The sequence below is a fragment of the Bordetella sp. H567 genome (assembly GCF_001704295.1).
Lineage (GTDB): Bacteria > Pseudomonadota > Gammaproteobacteria > Burkholderiales > Burkholderiaceae_B > Bordetella_C.
Genome location: NZ_CP012334.1, coordinates 243,023 through 258,262 on the forward strand (window position 1 = coordinate 243,023; position 15,240 = coordinate 258,262).

Genomic DNA, 15,240 nt, shown 5'->3' on the forward strand with positions numbered 1-15,240 from the left:
GCCGGGCAGTTTGCCTACGCGCTTTCAGGGGCCCGACGCGCCGGCTTGCAGCTAAGCGGCCGTTTCGGACCGGTTGGGGACGCCGTCGCGTATGCGCGCCACAATGGCGGTGGCGATGCGTTTGGCCGCGGATTCCAGCCGCTTCGCCTGTGCGCCCTTGCCGGGAAGAAAACGTCCGTCGCCCTGCAGGACGGCGATTCCGCTATCCGCGGCGATCGCCTGGGCCGTACGCCGGTGGCTGTCGTCCATCGACGCGGTTTCGTTGACCACCATGGTGCCGGGCAGCAGCGAGGCCACCTCGCTGATCATCGAAACCGAGTCGCCTGCGACGTGGATGCGTCCCGTGTGGCCGGGTGCCTGCTGGTAAGCATGCAGCAGGGGGCGATACGCGCTGGTTTCGCCATATTGGAAGTCGTAGACGTCCACCTGCGCATTGGGATAGCCGCGCAAGGTTTCCTCGAAGGCCCGGGTGACATCGTCGCGGGTGCCGGTCCGGTGCGGGTTGGGTGTCGCCTCCGTACCGTCCGGCGCGAACTTGCCGGTGCGCGGGCTGCTGACGATGACGAAGCGGCAGCGATCGCGACCGGCCAGTTCCAGTTCGGCGATGTGGCGCGCCTGTTTGCGGGCATCGTCGGCTGACAGGCGGCGGACGGTTTGCGTGTGGGTGGCCTCGTCCGAGTCGACGACATCGCCACCCAGCAGTATCGTCACGGTGTCGCCGTCGATCCCGGGCAGGGGCTTGCCGCCCTTTTTCTGGTAGTCGCGCGCGGCCTGCGCAATCGACGCCTCGGTCACGTCGTGCGCGACACCGGGTACCAGGACCAGCGTGGTACGGGATGCCAAGGCGGCGCGTTCTTGGTCCGTCACCGCCGATGCGGGCAATGCCGTGATCGCCGGCAGGTGGCGTGCAGTCTTGAGGTCAGCGGTGAGCTTATGCCCGGCAAATGCGGTGATGACCACGCTGTCGGTGGGCACGTTGCCCAGGACGGGTACCAACCCATGGTCGGAGCCGGCCAGGATGAATATGTGCCGCTCGCCGGTACCTTCATCCACGCGCTCCAACCATCTTTCCAGCGTGACCATGAGCGCATGCTCCATGCCCGCACTGTCGCGGCCGGCGATCGTGATGGTGTCGCAGGAAATTTCGCCGGGCTGGTAGAGGCCTTCCCGATAGAGCGCGCGTACCGTTTCCGCGGCGACGGCTTGCGCCTGCGTGCGGTCGCCGGCGTGGCCCTGCGGCACGGCGGCGATAAGCTTGGCGCGTATTGCCACGGAGGCATTCGGGGTGTGTGGGGCGGGCACGCATGCCTGCGCCGCGCGGCCCGGCGTGGCACCGTCGCGGCCGCCATTCAAACGGTGTGTGGTTGACGCGCCGGCACGCGTGGTCGGTACGCCGGTATCGGTAGGGGGGGCCGTTCCTGGCGAGGCGGATATATGCATGCGAGCGTCCTGTCGTGCAAGCCGGTGCAGCGCGCGCGGGCTTGGCGGATGGGCGCAGACGATAAGGCCGGCACGCCGCGGCCGAAGCAGGCGCAGGCAGGGATTCAGACGCATCCTGCGGTGGGACGACCGCGCCGCCTGCGCCATGCGCCGCGAGGGCCATCCGCGCCAAGCAGGCCGCGCGCTTGGCGGCCGCGCAGATCCTGTGCGACGTGCCGCGCGCGCGGCACGTTCCGGGCAGCGGTGTTCCCCGCTTACATCTTGCCCAGTACAAATCCGTGGCGGTGTTTTAACGTAGACCTGGCAGTCCCATTGTGTGAACCCGTTCCCTATCCACTCCGGCGGATACCTAGAAAGGAGGCTCCATGGTCACCACCGTCACGCCGTTTCTGATGTTCCAGGGCGATGCCAACGCCGCGATGGCGTTCTACACGGCGCTGTTCCCGCATAGCGAGGTCGTGCACGTGCAGCGCTACAAGGCCGGCGAGGCCGGCCCCGAGGGCTCCATCATGCGCGCCACGATGCGCATCGTGGGCCAGACGCTGATGTGCATCGACAGCCCCGTCAAGCATGAATTCACCTTCACGCCCGCGTTCTCGCTGTTCGTGGAGTGCGAGGCGGAAGACGAGTTCGAGCGGCTGGTGACGGCGCTGTCCGAGGACGGCATGATGCTGATGGAGCCGGATAACTATGGGTTCAGCCGCCGCTTCGCCTGGATGAACGACCGCTTTGGCGTGTCCTGGCAACTGAACCTGCCGGAGTCCTAGCCTTATTCGCCTGCAGCCTGCGCGTCCAGCCTGCGCACCTCCCGCACCGAGGCCCGGGTACCCGGGATTTCGGAGCCGCGCAGGGAATGGCCCGCGGTTTCGACCACGTGGCGCAGTGCCCACGCCCCCACCACGCAGGCGGCCATCATGTAGTACGCGGGCACCATGTTGCTGCCGGTCCGGGCGATCAGCCAGTCGTTGACCGCCGGCGCCGTGCCGCCGAACAGCGAGGTCGATACGTTGTACGCGATGGCGAAGCCGGCGAAGCGCACGTGCGTGGGGAACATGGCCGGGAACGTCGCCGATATGGTCGCCAGCTGCGGCGCATACAGCAGGCCCAGTATCGCGTAGCCGGCGATGGCGCCCGCCAGGCCGGTGGCCATCAAGTGGAACATCGGGATCGCCAGCACGAACAAGCCGATGAGCGATGCCCACCATACGGGTTTGCGTCCGACCTTGTCGGAAAGCCGGCCGATGAAGGGCAGGAACACCATCATGAACAGCATGCCGATGATGGGGACGATCAGCGCTTCTTGCGTGCTCAAGCCGAGCTGGTTGGCGAAATACGTGGGCGAGAAACTCAGCAGCGTGTAGTTGACGACGTTAAGCGCCACCACCAGCCCGGCCAGCGCCAGCACCTGGCCCTTGTAGCCGGTGCATACGTCCTTGACGCTGCCTTTCTGCTCCGGCTCGGCCCGTTCGTTCAGCACGTCTTCCGCTTCGCGAAAGACCGGCGTTTCCTTCAGGCGCGAGCGCAGGTACATGCCTACCATCCCCATGGGCAGCGCCAGGAAGAATGGAACGCGCCAGCCCCATGCGTGCATGGCCGCATCGTCCAGCGCCATGGAAAAGCCCAGCATCAGCAAGGCGCCCAGCGAGAAGCCGCCCAGGGTGCCCAGCTCCAGGAAGCTGCCGCAGTAGCCGCGCTGCTTGTCCGGTGCGTATTCCGCCATGAAGGTGGCCGCCCCGCCATATTCCCCGCCGGTGGAAAAGCCCTGCACCATGCGCAGCAGGATCAGCAGCGCGGGCGCCCACCAGCCTATGGCTTCATGCGTCGGAATCAGGCCGATGCAGACGGTGGCGCCGGCCATCAGCAGGATGGTCAGGGCAAGTATGGTCTTGCGGCCCAGGCGATCGCCCAGCGGGCCCCAGAACAATCCGCCGAACGGACGCACCAGGAAGGAGATCGCGAAGGTGGCCAGCGCGAACAGCGTGGCCTGCTTCATATCGCCGGGGAAAAAGGCCGCGGAAATGTATGACACGCCGTAGGCGTAGATGCCGTAATCGAACCATTCCGTGGCGTTGCCGATCGCCGACGCGGCGATGGCGCGGTTCAAAACGTGTTTGGGGGGATGATGAGTGGCTGTGGATATCGCCATCGATTCTCCTGTCGTTATCGTGGAATTGCCGCAGGATGGCCGTGTCAGGCCGTACGATGGATGAGCCCGGAAACCGGGCCGCCCTGCTCGCGCCTAGCAGGGTATCGAGGTGCTACCGCGCTCACAAGCGCGCGCGCCCGCAGATGAAAAAGTATGTTTCGCAGCGAACGGCGCAATGCAAGGGCCGTCCCCCAGGGCTGCATGGCCGCTTGGGGGTGCATCGCATTACAAGAACTTTTACGCTTGCGGGGCCGGTTTCGTGTCGTACCCGCCCATGCGGGGGCCCACCGTGCGGACCCGACGGCCCCCGTCAACGTTTATGCGCATTGCGCGAAGGAAGGAAACCCATGAAGCCCGTCAAGATACCCGGACCGGATCATCCGATCAGCATCGAGCACAACCCCCGGCGCGTCGTCGTGTCGCTGGGCGGCCGCGTGATCGCCGATACGCGCCAGGCGCTGACCCTGCGCGAAGCCCACTATCCGCCCGTGCAGTACATCCCGCGCAAGGACGTCGACATGGCGCTGCTGCAGCGGACCGATCACGCGACGTATTGCCCGTACAAGGGCGATTGCGCCTACTACAGCATTCCGGCGGGCGGCGCGCGCGCGGCCAACGCGGTGTGGACCTACGAGAACCCGCATCCCGACGTGGCGCGGATCGCGGGCCATCTGGCCTTTTATCCCGACCGCGTCGACGCCATCGAGGAGCAGCCCTGACCCGCCGCGGCCTTACTCGTACCGCTTGCCCTGGGCCAGCAGCTCCGGCGTGCCGATCAGCGCGTTGAGTTCGTCGAAGTCCAGCATGGAATCGCGCCAGGGCGCGGTCGTGCCGTGTTCGCGCAGGCTGCCGTAGTAGCGTTGCAGCAGGTGCGATACGGCGCGCGCCGTGCCGCCGGGGAAAATCACGATCGAAAAGCCGCGCGCGGCCAGCTCGGCGGCGCTTTTCACGGGCGTCATGCCGCCTTCGACCATGTTGGCCAACAGCGGCACGCGCTTGCCGAAGCGCTTGCAGGCCGCGTCCATTTGTTCGTCGGTGCGCAGCGCTTCGACGAAGATCGCGTCCACGCCGCATTCCAGGTATTGTTCGGCGCGATCCAGGGCCGCGTCCAGGCCTTCAACGGCGACGGCGTCGGTGCGTGCCAGGATCAGGGTATCGGTGCTGTGCCGCGCGTCCAGCGCGGCGCGCAGCTTGCCGCACATCTCCGCCGCGGGGACCACGCTTTTGCCGTTCAGGTGGCCGCAGCGCTTCGGAAAACCCTGGTCTTCCAGCTGGATCATCGCCGCGCCCGCGCGTTCGAAGCCGCGTACCGTACGTTGGACGTTCAGCGCGTTGCCGAAGCCGGTGTCGCCGTCGACGATGACGGGGCAGCTGACGCGCTCGGTGATGCGGGCCAGGGTCTGTTCGACCTCGGTATAGGTCGTCAGGCCTACGTCGGACCGCCCCAGCCGCGTGTAGGCGATCGAAGCGCCCGACAGGTACAGCGCGTCGAAGCCGGCCTGCTCGGCGATCAGGGCCGACAGCGCGTCGTAGATACCGGGGGCCAGGACGGCCTGGCCGGCGGCGAGTTTCTGTTTCAGGGTATTCGGCATCATGCCCTCATGGGGTTGGGTTTGAGGCTGCCATCGGCCAGCCTGCGCTTCAGCAAGTTGAGCAGGCCGCCGGCGCGCACCATGTCATGCAGGAAATCCGGGATGGGGTCGCAGGCCAGTGCGGTGCCGTCGGCGCGCACGATGCGACTGGCCTCCAGGTCGATGGCGATGGATTCGCCTTCCTGGATGGCTTCGGCATCGGGGCAGGTCAACAGCAGCAGCCCGACGTTGAACGCGTTGCGGAAGTACAGGCCGCTGAAGCTGGGCGCGATGACGGCGCGCAGCCCCAGCGCCACCAGGGCGGAGGCAGCCTGTTCGCGCGAGGAGCCGATACCGAAGTTGGGGCCCGCCACGATGGCGTCCCGCGGCTTGACGCCCGCGGCGAATTCCGGACGCACGCGCTCCAGGCAGTGGCGGGCGATTTCGTCGATGCCGAACTTCATGTAGGCGCCCGGCGCGAGCTGGTCGGTGTCGATGTCGGCGCCCAGGCGCCATACGCGGTGGGTATTCATTGCAACATCTCCCGGGGATCGACGAGGCGTCCGGCCACGGCGGCCGCGGCCACGGTATAGGGCGAGGCCAGGTAGACCTGGGCCGTGCGCGCGCCCATGCGGCCCTGGAAGTTGCGCGCGGTGCTGGCGATGACGTTGGCGCCTTCGGGGATGGAGCCGCCATAGCCGGAACAGGCGCCGCAGGAATTCGGCAGCACCGTGGCGCCGGCCTCGACCAGCGTCGTCATGACGCCTTCGCTTTCCGCCTGGCGCTGGTCGCGCGCGCTGGCCGGCGCGACCATCAGCGAGACGCCGGGCGCGATGCGGCGGTGCTTGAGCACGCTGGCGGCGGCGCGCAGGTCCTCCAGCTTGGCGCCGGTACAGGCGCCGATGTAGGCGACCTGCATGGGCGTTGCCTCGTATTCGGTGATGGGCCGCGAGTTGGCCGGGCTGTGCGGGGCGGCGACGTGCGGCGCCAGCGTGGCTGCATCGAAGCGGTAGCGTTCGGCCTCCGCGCCGGGATCGGATTGCCAATGCTCGATGTCCACGTGCTGCGCCACGCCCGCCTGCTTCAGGTAGGCGAGGGTTTTCTCGTCCGGCGCGACCAGCCCCACCTGCGAGCCGATTTCGGCCGACATGTTCGACAGCGTCATGCGTTCCTGCATGGACAGCGCGCGCACGGCCTCGCCGCAGAACTCGACGGCCTGGTAGCGGCCGCCGTTCATGCCGAAGCGGCCGATCATGTGCAGCATCATGTCCTTGGCGGTGACGCCGGGCGACAGCACGCCGTCCCACTGCATCATCAGCGTGCGGGGCACCTGGATCCAGATTTCGCCGCTGGCCACCACGCCCAGCATTTCCGTGCTGCCGACGCCGAACATATAGGCGCCGAAAGCCCCGCCGGTGGGCGAATGCGAATCGCCGCCCACGCAGAGCATGCCGGGGCGGATATGGCCGTGTTCGGGCACGACCACATGGCAGATGCCGACCGAGTCGTACACGTGGGGCAAGGCCTGTTCCGCGGCCCAGTCGCGCGCGATGCGCACGATCTTGCGCGATTCGTCGTCGGCCTCGGGCACGTAGTGATCCATGACCAGCACCACCTTGTCGCGGTCCCAGATGCCGGTGCCCAGGGCTTCCAGCATGGGCTTGAGGCGGCGCGGGCCGCTGGAATCGTGGAACATCGCCAGGTCGACGCGGCAGGTGACGATATCGCCGGGCGCGACGGTGTCGCGCCCGCTGGCGGCGGCCAGGAGTTTTTGGGCCAGGGTCTGGGCAGGCATGGGGGCCTCTTCGGGTTCAGGGCGATGTGGCACTAGCGTGGTGGCAGGAGACATGAGGGCAGCGTGGCCGTCGGCCCGTCATGATGCGCCGGGGCCGGCGGGCAGCCACACCGGCGCGCCGGCGGTTTCGTGCGCGGCCATGTCCAGGCGGTATTCGAACCGGTCCGGCCGGTAGCGGGCATCCAGGTATTCGACCGGCTGGCCCGCGGCATCGCGCACCAGCCGGCGGATATTCAGCAGCGCGGACGCCACCGGCACGTCCAGCGCTTCGGCGGCCGCCGGGTCGGCCAGGACGGCGTTGATGCTTTGTTCGGCGCCCGATACGCGGATGCCCAGTTCGCCGAAGATCTGCAGCAGCGGCTTGCTACCCAGGGCCTTGCGCGAAATGCGGCGTCCGACGGCGTCCGGCACGTAGGTTTGCAGATACGAGAACGGCTCGCCCTGGTGGCTGCGCACGCGCAGCGAGCGGTGCACGGGCGAGCCCGCGGCCACTTCCAGGCGGGCGGCCACAGCAGGCGTCGCGGGTTCGACCGCCAGGTCCAGCAGCTTGACCTGCGTGCGCATGCCCATGCCGGCCAGGTGCGCCATCAGCGCATCCACGGTGGCGCCTTGCTGCGGCGCCGACAGCTGCGACGGCGACTGCGCGAAGGTGCCGCGGCCCTGGCGCCGCGATACCAGGCCTTCCGTGGCCAGCGCATCCAAGGCCCGCCGCACGGTCAACCGCGACACGCCGTATTCCTGGGCGAGCGCGTTTTCGCCGGGCAGCGGTTCTTCCGTGCCGTACACGCCTTCCAGCAGGCGTTGGCGCAGCAGCAGGTAGACCTGGTGGTAGAGGGGGAGCGGGCTGTTCATACCGGTGGCCAGTGTGTCGATCCGCGCGCGAGACCCCGGGCCTTATTCCACCGTGGCGCCGGTGAACTTCACGACTTCGGCGTAGCGGTCGATGTCCTCGCTGACGAATTTCTTCAGTTCTTCCGGCGTGCTGCTGACGGCCGAGGCGGATTCACGTTCCAGCAGGCGGCGGAAATCCGGCGCGGCGACAGCCTTCTGCGCGGCGGCGTTCAGCTTGGCCAGCGTGTCGGCCGGCAGCTTGGCCGGCCCGAACAGGGCGAACCACGCGTTGGACTCGAAGCCCTTGATGGTGTCGCCGATGGGCGGCACGCCGGGCAGCGACTCCAGCGGCTTGTTGCTGCTGACCCCCATGGCCTTCAGCGCGCCGGCCTTGATGTGCGGGATGACGTTCAGCGTGCTGCCGAACATCATGTCCACCTGGCCGCCCAGCAGGTCCGTCATCGCCGGCGTCGTGCCCTTGTAGGGAACGTTCACGATGTCGAGCCCCGCCATCATCTTCATGCGTTCGCCGGCCATGTGCAGGGACGAGCCGATGCCGCCCAGCGCCATCGTGTACTTGCCGGGACTGGCCTTGACCAGCTTGATCAGCTCGGCCATGTCATTGGCGGGGAAGTTCTTGCGCGTGACCAGGACGCTGGGCACGCTGGCCAGCATGCTGATGGGCGTGAAGTCCTTGCGCGGATCGAAGGGCAGGTTCTTGTACAGGCTGGCGTTGATGGAGAAGCTGCTGAAGCTGACCAGCAGCGTGTTGCCGTCGGCCGCGCTCTTGGCCACGTAATCGGCGGCGATATTGCCGCCGGCGCCGGGCCGGTTTTCGACGATGACGGTGCGTCCGAGCTCCTTGCCCATGGTGGTGCCGATGCTGCGCGCGACCGTATCGGTGGTGCCCCCGGGCGGCGCGCCGACCACCAGCTTGATGGGGGGCGTCTGCTGCGCGAAGGCGGGAAAGGCGTAGGCGCCGGCGGCAAGGGCCGCGGCGGCGAAGGCGATGGCACGACGGGAAGACGGCATGTTGTCTCCTGTATGGTTGTATTGATAAGAATACAAGTAGGATACCGCCGGACCGCCGCGCTTGTCGAGTCCGCATCCAGGCCGTCATGCGGGCCGGACCTTGCTGAGCCGGCATCCGCGCCGGCCATGCCGATCTGTCGGAAGGCCCGCGTTGGGAAGGCCATCCTTGTCAGATGGACCCCGTGCGGGATCGGCCGGCGTTCCGGTCAGTCCAGGCCGAACGCCTCGCGCAGCGCCTGTTGCCCGGGGGGCGTCACGGTGACCGCGCGGCTGCCCGGCGCGCGGCGCATCCAGCCTTGCGTGAAGCAGCAGTGGCACAGCGCCGCGCCCAGCGCGCCGCCGATGTGCGGGCGCCTTTCGCTCCAGTCCAGGCAGGGGCGGCAGAATACCCGCCCGGCGGTCTTGCGGCCCGCGCGGGCCGCGGCCGCGTCCAGGTCCACGCCCAGACTGCGCAGGAACGAGGCGCCGTCGGGCGTCAGCACGCCGCCGTCCGGGGAGAGCTCCACGTGGCCGCGCGCGACCAGCCGGTCGGCCATCGCCACGGCGATCTCGCCGGCCAGGTGGTCGTAGCAGGTACGGGCATAGCGCAGGGCCGCGTCGCGCGGGCCGACGCGCAGGGGCGACGGCCGCGCCGCCGCGGCGCGGTCGTCCAGCTCGGTGGCCACGGCCATCATGCCTTCCACCATACGCGCCACGGCCGGCGAGGCCAGGCGGTGATAGCGATGGCGGCCCTGGCGCTCCACCACGATCAGCCCGGCGTCGGCCAGCCGCGCGAGGTGGCCGCTTGCCGTCTGCGGTGTAATGCCGGCCACGCGCGCCAGTTCGGTCGCCGTGAGCGCGCGGCCATCCATCAGGGCGGTAAGCATGCCGGCGCGCGCCAGGTCGCCGATCAGCGCGGCGGTGCGCGCCAGCATGGAATGGTTGGACATCGAGGGCTCCCAGGCATGGAAACCATGCTAGCACCGCGCTGGCGGCCGCGTTTCGGCGCGCACCGAAACGTGGCCGGCCGCCGAATTGGCAGGAATTGAAGGTTTGTTGTCTCCCGCACGGTGGCGCGCGCCGATAGTCTTGCCGGTGGGCGGCGCCGTGCCGGCGCCGGCATGAACGGAACGACGCCACGATGTCCACGACGGCCCCCCAGGGCGGGCGCAATGCCCGGATCCTGGCCCTGTGCCAGGGCCTGTATACCTGCGCGATATCCATCGACCTGACGCTGACGGGGCTGACCGGCTACCAGCTGGCGCCCGACAAGGCGTTGGCCACCCTGCCGTTCGCGCTAATCACGGTGGCCGGCGCGGTCACCACCTGGTTTGCCTCGTTCCTGCTGCAGCGATGGGGCCGTCGCGCGGGCTTCGTGCTGGGGGCGCTGACGGGCGCCGCGGGCGGGCTGGTGTCGGTCTGGGCGGTGTTCCATGCGAATTTCTGGGCGTTCTGCGCCGGTACGGCGGCGGTCGGCGTGTTCCAGGCCTTCGCGCAGTATTACCGGCTGGCGGCCGCCGACGCGGTCGGCGATGCGGCCAAGAGCCGCGCCATCTCCATGGTGTTGGCAGGCGGCGTGGTGGCGGCGGTACTGGGCCCGGCGCTGGCCGCCTGGGCCAAGGACCTGTTTCCCGCGGCGCTGTTCGCGGGCGCCTACCTGATGGTGGCGCTGCTGGGCGGGGCGACGGCGGCGATCCTGCTGCTGGGATATCGGGAAGGGGCGGTGGCCGCCGCCAGCCATGCACCCACCGCGGCGGACGGGGCGGCCTTGCCCGCCCGGCCGCTCGCGCAGATCGTCCGGCAGCCGGTGTTCGTGGCGGCCGTTGCCAACAACGTGGTGGGCTCCGTCTCCATGATGGCCGTCATGACGGCGGCGCCGCTGGCGGCCGTGGCCTGCTCGCACACGATGGACCAGGGTGCAAGCATCATCCAGTGGCACCTGGTGGGCATGTACGCGCCATCGTTCTTCGCGGGCGCGTTGATCGCGCGCGCCGGATTGGCGCCGGTGCTCTACGCCGGCATGGCGCTGAATGCGGCCAGCGCGCTGGCGGCCATGGCGTCCACCAGCCTCGCGGCTTTCCATGTTTCCCTGTTCGCGCTGGGCGTGGGCTGGAATTTCATGTTCGTCGGTGGCACCACGCTGCTGGCGCGCTGTTATCGTCCCAATGAGCGCGCCGCCACCCAGGGTTGCGCGGAGCTGCTGCGCTATATCGCAACGGCCTTGGCCACGCTGGCGGCGGGCCCAGCCCTGGAGCACGTCGGGTGGTTCGCCCTGAACGCGGCGATGCTGCCGGTGGTGGCGCTGGCCGCGGCCATGACCCTATGGTGGCATCTGGCGACGCGGCGCCGCGTGGTCGGCGCGCCGGCGTGATGGCGGACACCGCCTCGGCAAGGCGGCAGGACAGCGCGGCGGCGCGGCTGCACGCAGCCACGGCGGCACGATGAGGGATGGCAGGCTCGCCTGTCATGGCTATATGAATGGCGGGGACCGAATGACAGGTGACAGGCAGGACGCAACTGACCAGGCATGGCCGGCGCATCGCCGCCTTGTGGTGATGCTCAGCTACCGCGGCGCGAACCTTCTCGACGTCACCGGCCCGGTGCAAGCGTTCGAAACGGCCAACCGGCAAGCGTTGGCGTCCGGCGAATGGGCCGCCGCGCCCTACGAAACCATCGTCGCCTCGGAAGCAGGCGGGCCGGTCCTGACCGGTGCCGGCGTGGCGATCGCCACCGTGCCGTTGGCCGCGCTGGACGGACGCCCCATCGATACGCTGATCGCGCCGGGCGGCAGCCCCGACGGCCAGATCGTGGCGGAGCCCGCGCTAAGCCACTGGATCGCCCGGCAGGCCGGGCAGGCGCGGCGGGTTTGCTCGGTCTGCACCGGTACCTTCCTGCTGGCCGAAGCCGGGCTGCTGGAGGGCCTGCGCGTGACCACGCACTGGCGCTGGGCGCAGCGTCTGCAGGCCATGTATCCCGGCGTGCGGGTGGATGCCGAGCCCATATTCATCCAAGAGGGTGCTATCTGGACCTCCGCGGGCGTGACGGCGGGCATCGACTTGGCGCTGGCGCTGGCCGAGGCCGACCTGGGCCATCGCATCGCCCTGGCGGCCGCGCGCGATATGGTCATGTTCATCAAGCGCCCGGGCGGGCAATCGCAGTTCAGCGTGCCCTTGCTGGCGCAACAGGGTTCGGGACTGGCCCAGTTCGCCGAACTGCACGCGTGGATGGCCGCCCATCTGCACGAGGACCTGCGGGTGGAGCGCCTGGCCGAACAGGCCGGCATGACGCCACGCACGTTCGCGCGCGCGTATGCGGCGGCGGTAGGGCGCACGCCGGCCAAGACGGTGGAATGCATGCGTTTCGAGGCGGCCTGCCGGGCGCTGGAAGCCAGCCCCGCCCCGCTGAAACGCATCGCCGCCGATACGGGACATGGGACGGAACAGAACCTGCGCCGCCTTTTCCTGCGGCGGCTGCGCGTCACGCCGCAGCAGTACCGCGCGCGCTTCGCCCCGAATCATCCGATGCACGCCTGAACGCAGGTTGCCCGCCTGAAGCCGAGCTGTCTGCCTGAGCCCACGCTGCCCGCCCGAACGCCTGCCGCACGCATGACACGCCCGGGCGTCTTCCTTCCGCGCGCCGCATAAGCGTATGCCGCCCAGGCATAAGCGCCGTGCTAAATTTGCCGGCCGCCCGCGCCCTACCCCCGAACTATCCCGCATGCATGGCGCCGGCTTGGAGAAGCAGCGTGTTGAGCAGGTTCAAGCATGTATTGAGCGCGTTCGCGCCGGCGCCCGTCGGCGCCAGCGCGCGCGACAAATTCCTTGGCGCCCTGGGGGCGCTGCTGGGCCTGCTGTGCACGGAGTGGATATCCCGCCATGCGCTGGGCGAGGCGAACCCCTGGTTCATCGCGCCCATGGGGGCTTCCGCCGTGCTGGCCTTTGCCGCGCCGGCCAGCCCCTTGGCGCAGCCCTGGTCGCTGGTGGCCGGCAACATCAGCGCCGCGCTGGTAGGTGTCTTCTTCGCGCAATGGATACCCGAGCCGGGGCTGGCCGCAGCCTGCGCCGCGGCCGCCGCGATCGCGGTGATGTTTTCGCTGCGTTGCCTGCATCCCCCCAGTGGCGCCGTCGCGCTGACCGCCGTGCTGGGCGGCCCATCCATCGCCAAGCTGGGCTACGGCTATGCCTTGTACCCCGTGGCACTCAATTCGGCGATGCTGCTGTGCGTGGCCATCGTGTTCAACGGCGTGCTCAAGCGCAATTATCCTCACCGCCACGTCGGCACCGCGCCGGCTGTGTTGAACCATGCGGCGGCCACCCGCCTGGGCTTTACCAGCGCCGACCTGGACGAGGCGCTGCGCAACCACGATCAGTTGCTGGACATCAGCAAGGAAGACCTGGCCGATATCGTCCTGGAGGCGGAACGCCGCGCCAGCCTGCGTCGGTTCGGCGGCCTGGACTGCGCGCAAGTGATGGCGCGCGATGTGGTGACTGTCCGCGATGACGAAGCGCTGGACCAGGCGGTGCGTTTGCTGGACCGCCATCGCCTGGCCGCCCTGCCCGTGGTGGACGAGCAGGGGCGCCTTCTGGGCCTGCTCTCGCACGGTGATGCCGTCGCCCGCAAGCTGCGGCTGGAACTGGCGCCACCGCTGGGCGTTGCGGCGCCGGCCTTGGCGGTGCGCGACTGCATGCGTTCCGAGGTGGCCTTCGCCACGCCGTCCATGCCCGCGATCGAGCTGGCCAAGGCCATGGCCTCCGGCATCGCCTGCGTGCCGGTGGTGGATGCCACGCGCACGCTGGTAGGGGCCATCTATCCCTCGCAACTGATCGACGCCCTGTACCAGCTGGCGCTGGCGTCGCCGGAGCCGGCCGCGGTCGCCGCGCTGGGCGCCGCGGCCTGATGCCCCACCCCCGATGTCCCGCGCCGGGCGCCTGGCGCCCGCTGCACGCAACGGGTGCCGCGCTCCCGGCAGGCATTCCGCGGCACGGCAGGCCCGGCGCGACGGCGCCCGCCGCCTGGAACGGCCGACGCTAGCGCAGCACTTCGCCGTGCACGCCCGCGGCCAGCGTCTCGCTTTCCCAGCGCTTGCGCGGCACGACTTCGGCCACCGGGCCGCCCGGTGAGCGGAACTTCACAGGCAGGTGGCCGGGCTCGGTCAGGATTTCCCCACCGTTCTCGGCGATCGCCTTGATGAAGGCATCCAGGTCGTCCACTTCCATGCCGATGTGGTGAATACACGGTGACGGGCCGGCGAAATCGGCCTCGTCCGCGTCGGCCGACTCGTAATGAATCAGCGTCAGGTCCATGTAGCCGTCGGTCAGGTGGCGCGAGATATGGTCGCCGTGCTTGCCCTTGCGCCGCACGGTATTGACGTGCGTATAGCCGAATACGTTCTCGTAGAACGCGCTTTCCGTGTCCAGGTCTTCCACCCGGAAGGCGATGTGCTTGATGGGGTTTGGCATTTTTCAGTCTCCTTGCGGCGCATGCCGACCGGCATGGCCTGGGGGCGAGTGTAGGCGCGACGCCCCGGCTTCGTCAAACGAATCATTCGAATGATTCGAATTGATACAATGGCGCGACGGGCTCCACCGGACCCCTTGGCCGCGATGGTGCGTCCAGGCCACCCCACCGCCTATTTCTCACGCCATGCCTGCCAGCGCGTCCTCGTTCGACCAGCCTCTTTATGAAATCGTCCGTGCCGGCATCGTCGAGCGCCTGCGCACCGGCGTCTGGGCCGCCGGCGATCGCCTGCCGCCCGAGCCGGAACTGGCCAGGCTTTTCGGCGTGGGCATCGGCACGATCCGGCGCGCGGTGGAACAGCTGGTCGCCGAACGCGTGCTGACGCGGCGCGCCGGCCGCGGCACGGAAGTGGCGCGCTTTACCGACGAACACGCCTTCGATCTCTATTTCAGCTATGTCGATCCGGCCGGGGCCGCGGTGAAGGTCACCGCGGAATTGCTGTCCTTCGCCAAGGAGCGCGCGACGGCACGCTTCGCGGCGCTGTTCGGCATCGAACGCGGCGGCTCGATGGCGCGCGTGGAGAACCTGCGCAGGATGGACGGCGTGCCCATGATGCTGGACCGCCTGTGGATCCCGATGAACGTCTTCGCCAATCTATCGGCGCAGGATTTCGCCGCGCGGCGCGGATCCATCTATGGCTTCTACCAGGAACGCTACGGCGTGTCCGTGGTCCGCGTGTCGGAAGACATCACGGCCGCGGAGGCCGACGATGTCGTGGCCCGCGCCTTCGGCCTGAAGCCGGGCGCGGCCGTCCTGCAGGTGGAGCGCACGGCCTACACCTATCAGGACCGGCCGGTGGAATTCCGCCGCCGCTACGTCGATACGCGGCGCTGCGCGTACCGCAACGTGCGCGGCTTGCAGGACTGAGCCGCGCCCCGACTGCCCATGGGGGCAAGGGCCGCGCGCCCACAGGGCTTTCCGGGAAGATG

General features: G+C 68.9%; 15 protein-coding genes. 6 read left to right on the forward strand and 9 right to left on the reverse strand.

Annotation, left to right across the window (positions count from 1 at the left end):
- Positions 1-51 precede the first annotated feature (51 nt).
- Positions 52-1,272, reverse strand: a complete 1,221-nt coding sequence (locus tag AKI39_RS01145; protein ID WP_145925166.1) for a hypothetical protein — start codon at positions 1,270-1,272, stop codon at positions 52-54.
- A gap of 533 nt (positions 1,273-1,805) precedes the next feature.
- Between AKI39_RS01145 and AKI39_RS01150 the strand changes: the two genes are divergently transcribed.
- Positions 1,806-2,207, forward strand: a complete 402-nt coding sequence (locus AKI39_RS01150) for a VOC family protein (protein ID WP_066631661.1) — start codon at positions 1,806-1,808, stop codon at positions 2,205-2,207.
- A 2-nt stretch (positions 2,208-2,209) separates the two neighbouring features.
- On the opposite strand, the gene AKI39_RS01155 is transcribed toward AKI39_RS01150, so the two are convergent.
- Entirely contained in the window at positions 2,210-3,586 is a 1,377-nt protein-coding gene (locus AKI39_RS01155) for an MFS transporter (protein WP_066631665.1), read from the reverse strand.
- Positions 3,587-3,933: 347 nt separating this feature from the next.
- On the opposite strand from AKI39_RS01155, the gene AKI39_RS01160 reads away from it, so the two are divergent.
- Positions 3,934-4,305, forward strand: a complete 372-nt coding sequence (locus AKI39_RS01160; RefSeq protein WP_066631667.1) for a DUF427 domain-containing protein — start codon at positions 3,934-3,936, stop codon at positions 4,303-4,305.
- Between the two features lie 12 nt (positions 4,306-4,317).
- On the opposite strand, the gene AKI39_RS01165 is transcribed toward AKI39_RS01160, so the two are convergent.
- The 6 genes from AKI39_RS01165 to AKI39_RS01190 all read right to left on the reverse strand — a co-directional run bounded on the left by AKI39_RS01165 (position 4,318) and on the right by AKI39_RS01190 (position 9,744).
- The gene (locus AKI39_RS01165; RefSeq protein ID WP_066631669.1) at positions 4,318-5,181 is read right to left on the reverse strand and encodes an isocitrate lyase/PEP mutase family protein; all 864 of its coding nucleotides are present in this window, start codon (positions 5,179-5,181) and stop codon (positions 4,318-4,320) included.
- The gene (locus AKI39_RS01170; protein WP_066631671.1) at positions 5,178-5,690 is read right to left on the reverse strand and encodes a LeuD/DmdB family oxidoreductase small subunit; all 513 of its coding nucleotides are present in this window, start codon (positions 5,688-5,690) and stop codon (positions 5,178-5,180) included. The genes AKI39_RS01165 and AKI39_RS01170 overlap by 4 nt, the downstream gene beginning before the upstream one ends.
- A complete protein-coding gene (locus tag AKI39_RS01175; RefSeq protein WP_066631673.1) occupies positions 5,687-6,952 on the reverse strand; it encodes a 3-isopropylmalate dehydratase large subunit in 1,266 nt (421 codons plus the stop codon). Before AKI39_RS01175 ends, AKI39_RS01170 begins: the two co-directional genes overlap by 4 nt.
- A 78-nt stretch (positions 6,953-7,030) precedes the next feature.
- Positions 7,031-7,804, reverse strand: coding sequence for a GntR family transcriptional regulator (locus tag AKI39_RS01180; protein ID WP_066631675.1), 774 nt, complete (start codon positions 7,802-7,804; stop codon positions 7,031-7,033).
- A gap of 42 nt (positions 7,805-7,846) precedes the next feature.
- Positions 7,847-8,815 (reverse strand): tripartite tricarboxylate transporter substrate binding protein, encoded by a 969-nt coding sequence (locus AKI39_RS01185; protein WP_066631677.1) that lies wholly within the window; start codon positions 8,813-8,815, stop codon positions 7,847-7,849.
- A gap of 206 nt (positions 8,816-9,021) precedes the next feature.
- Positions 9,022-9,744 (reverse strand): ArsR/SmtB family transcription factor, encoded by a 723-nt coding sequence (locus tag AKI39_RS01190; RefSeq protein ID WP_066631679.1) that lies wholly within the window; start codon positions 9,742-9,744, stop codon positions 9,022-9,024.
- 191 nt (positions 9,745-9,935) lie between these two features.
- Here AKI39_RS01190 and AKI39_RS01195 point away from each other — a divergent pair, with 191 nt between their 5' ends.
- From AKI39_RS01195 to AKI39_RS01205, 3 genes are all read left to right on the forward strand, one after another.
- Positions 9,936-11,165 carry an MFS transporter gene (locus AKI39_RS01195; protein WP_066631681.1) on the forward strand — a complete coding sequence of 410 codons (1,230 nt, stop codon included), beginning with the start codon at positions 9,936-9,938 and terminating at the stop codon, positions 11,163-11,165.
- 121 nt (positions 11,166-11,286) lie between these two features.
- On the forward strand, positions 11,287-12,327 hold the full coding sequence (locus AKI39_RS01200; RefSeq protein WP_066631689.1) for a GlxA family transcriptional regulator: 1,041 nt from the start codon (positions 11,287-11,289) through the stop codon (positions 12,325-12,327).
- Positions 12,328-12,539: 212 nt separating this feature from the next.
- A complete protein-coding gene (locus tag AKI39_RS01205) occupies positions 12,540-13,691 on the forward strand; it encodes an HPP family protein (protein ID WP_145925167.1) in 1,152 nt (383 codons plus the stop codon).
- A 130-nt stretch (positions 13,692-13,821) separates the two neighbouring features.
- Here AKI39_RS01205 and AKI39_RS01210 read toward each other — a convergent pair whose 3' ends face one another.
- Positions 13,822-14,253 carry a VOC family protein gene (locus tag AKI39_RS01210; protein WP_066631696.1) on the reverse strand — a complete coding sequence of 144 codons (432 nt, stop codon included), beginning with the start codon at positions 14,251-14,253 and terminating at the stop codon, positions 13,822-13,824.
- A gap of 184 nt (positions 14,254-14,437) precedes the next feature.
- Here AKI39_RS01210 and AKI39_RS01215 point away from each other — a divergent pair, with 184 nt between their 5' ends.
- Positions 14,438-15,178, forward strand: coding sequence for a GntR family transcriptional regulator (locus AKI39_RS01215; RefSeq protein ID WP_066631698.1), 741 nt, complete (start codon positions 14,438-14,440; stop codon positions 15,176-15,178).
- The last annotated feature ends 62 nt before the right edge of the window (positions 15,179-15,240 follow it).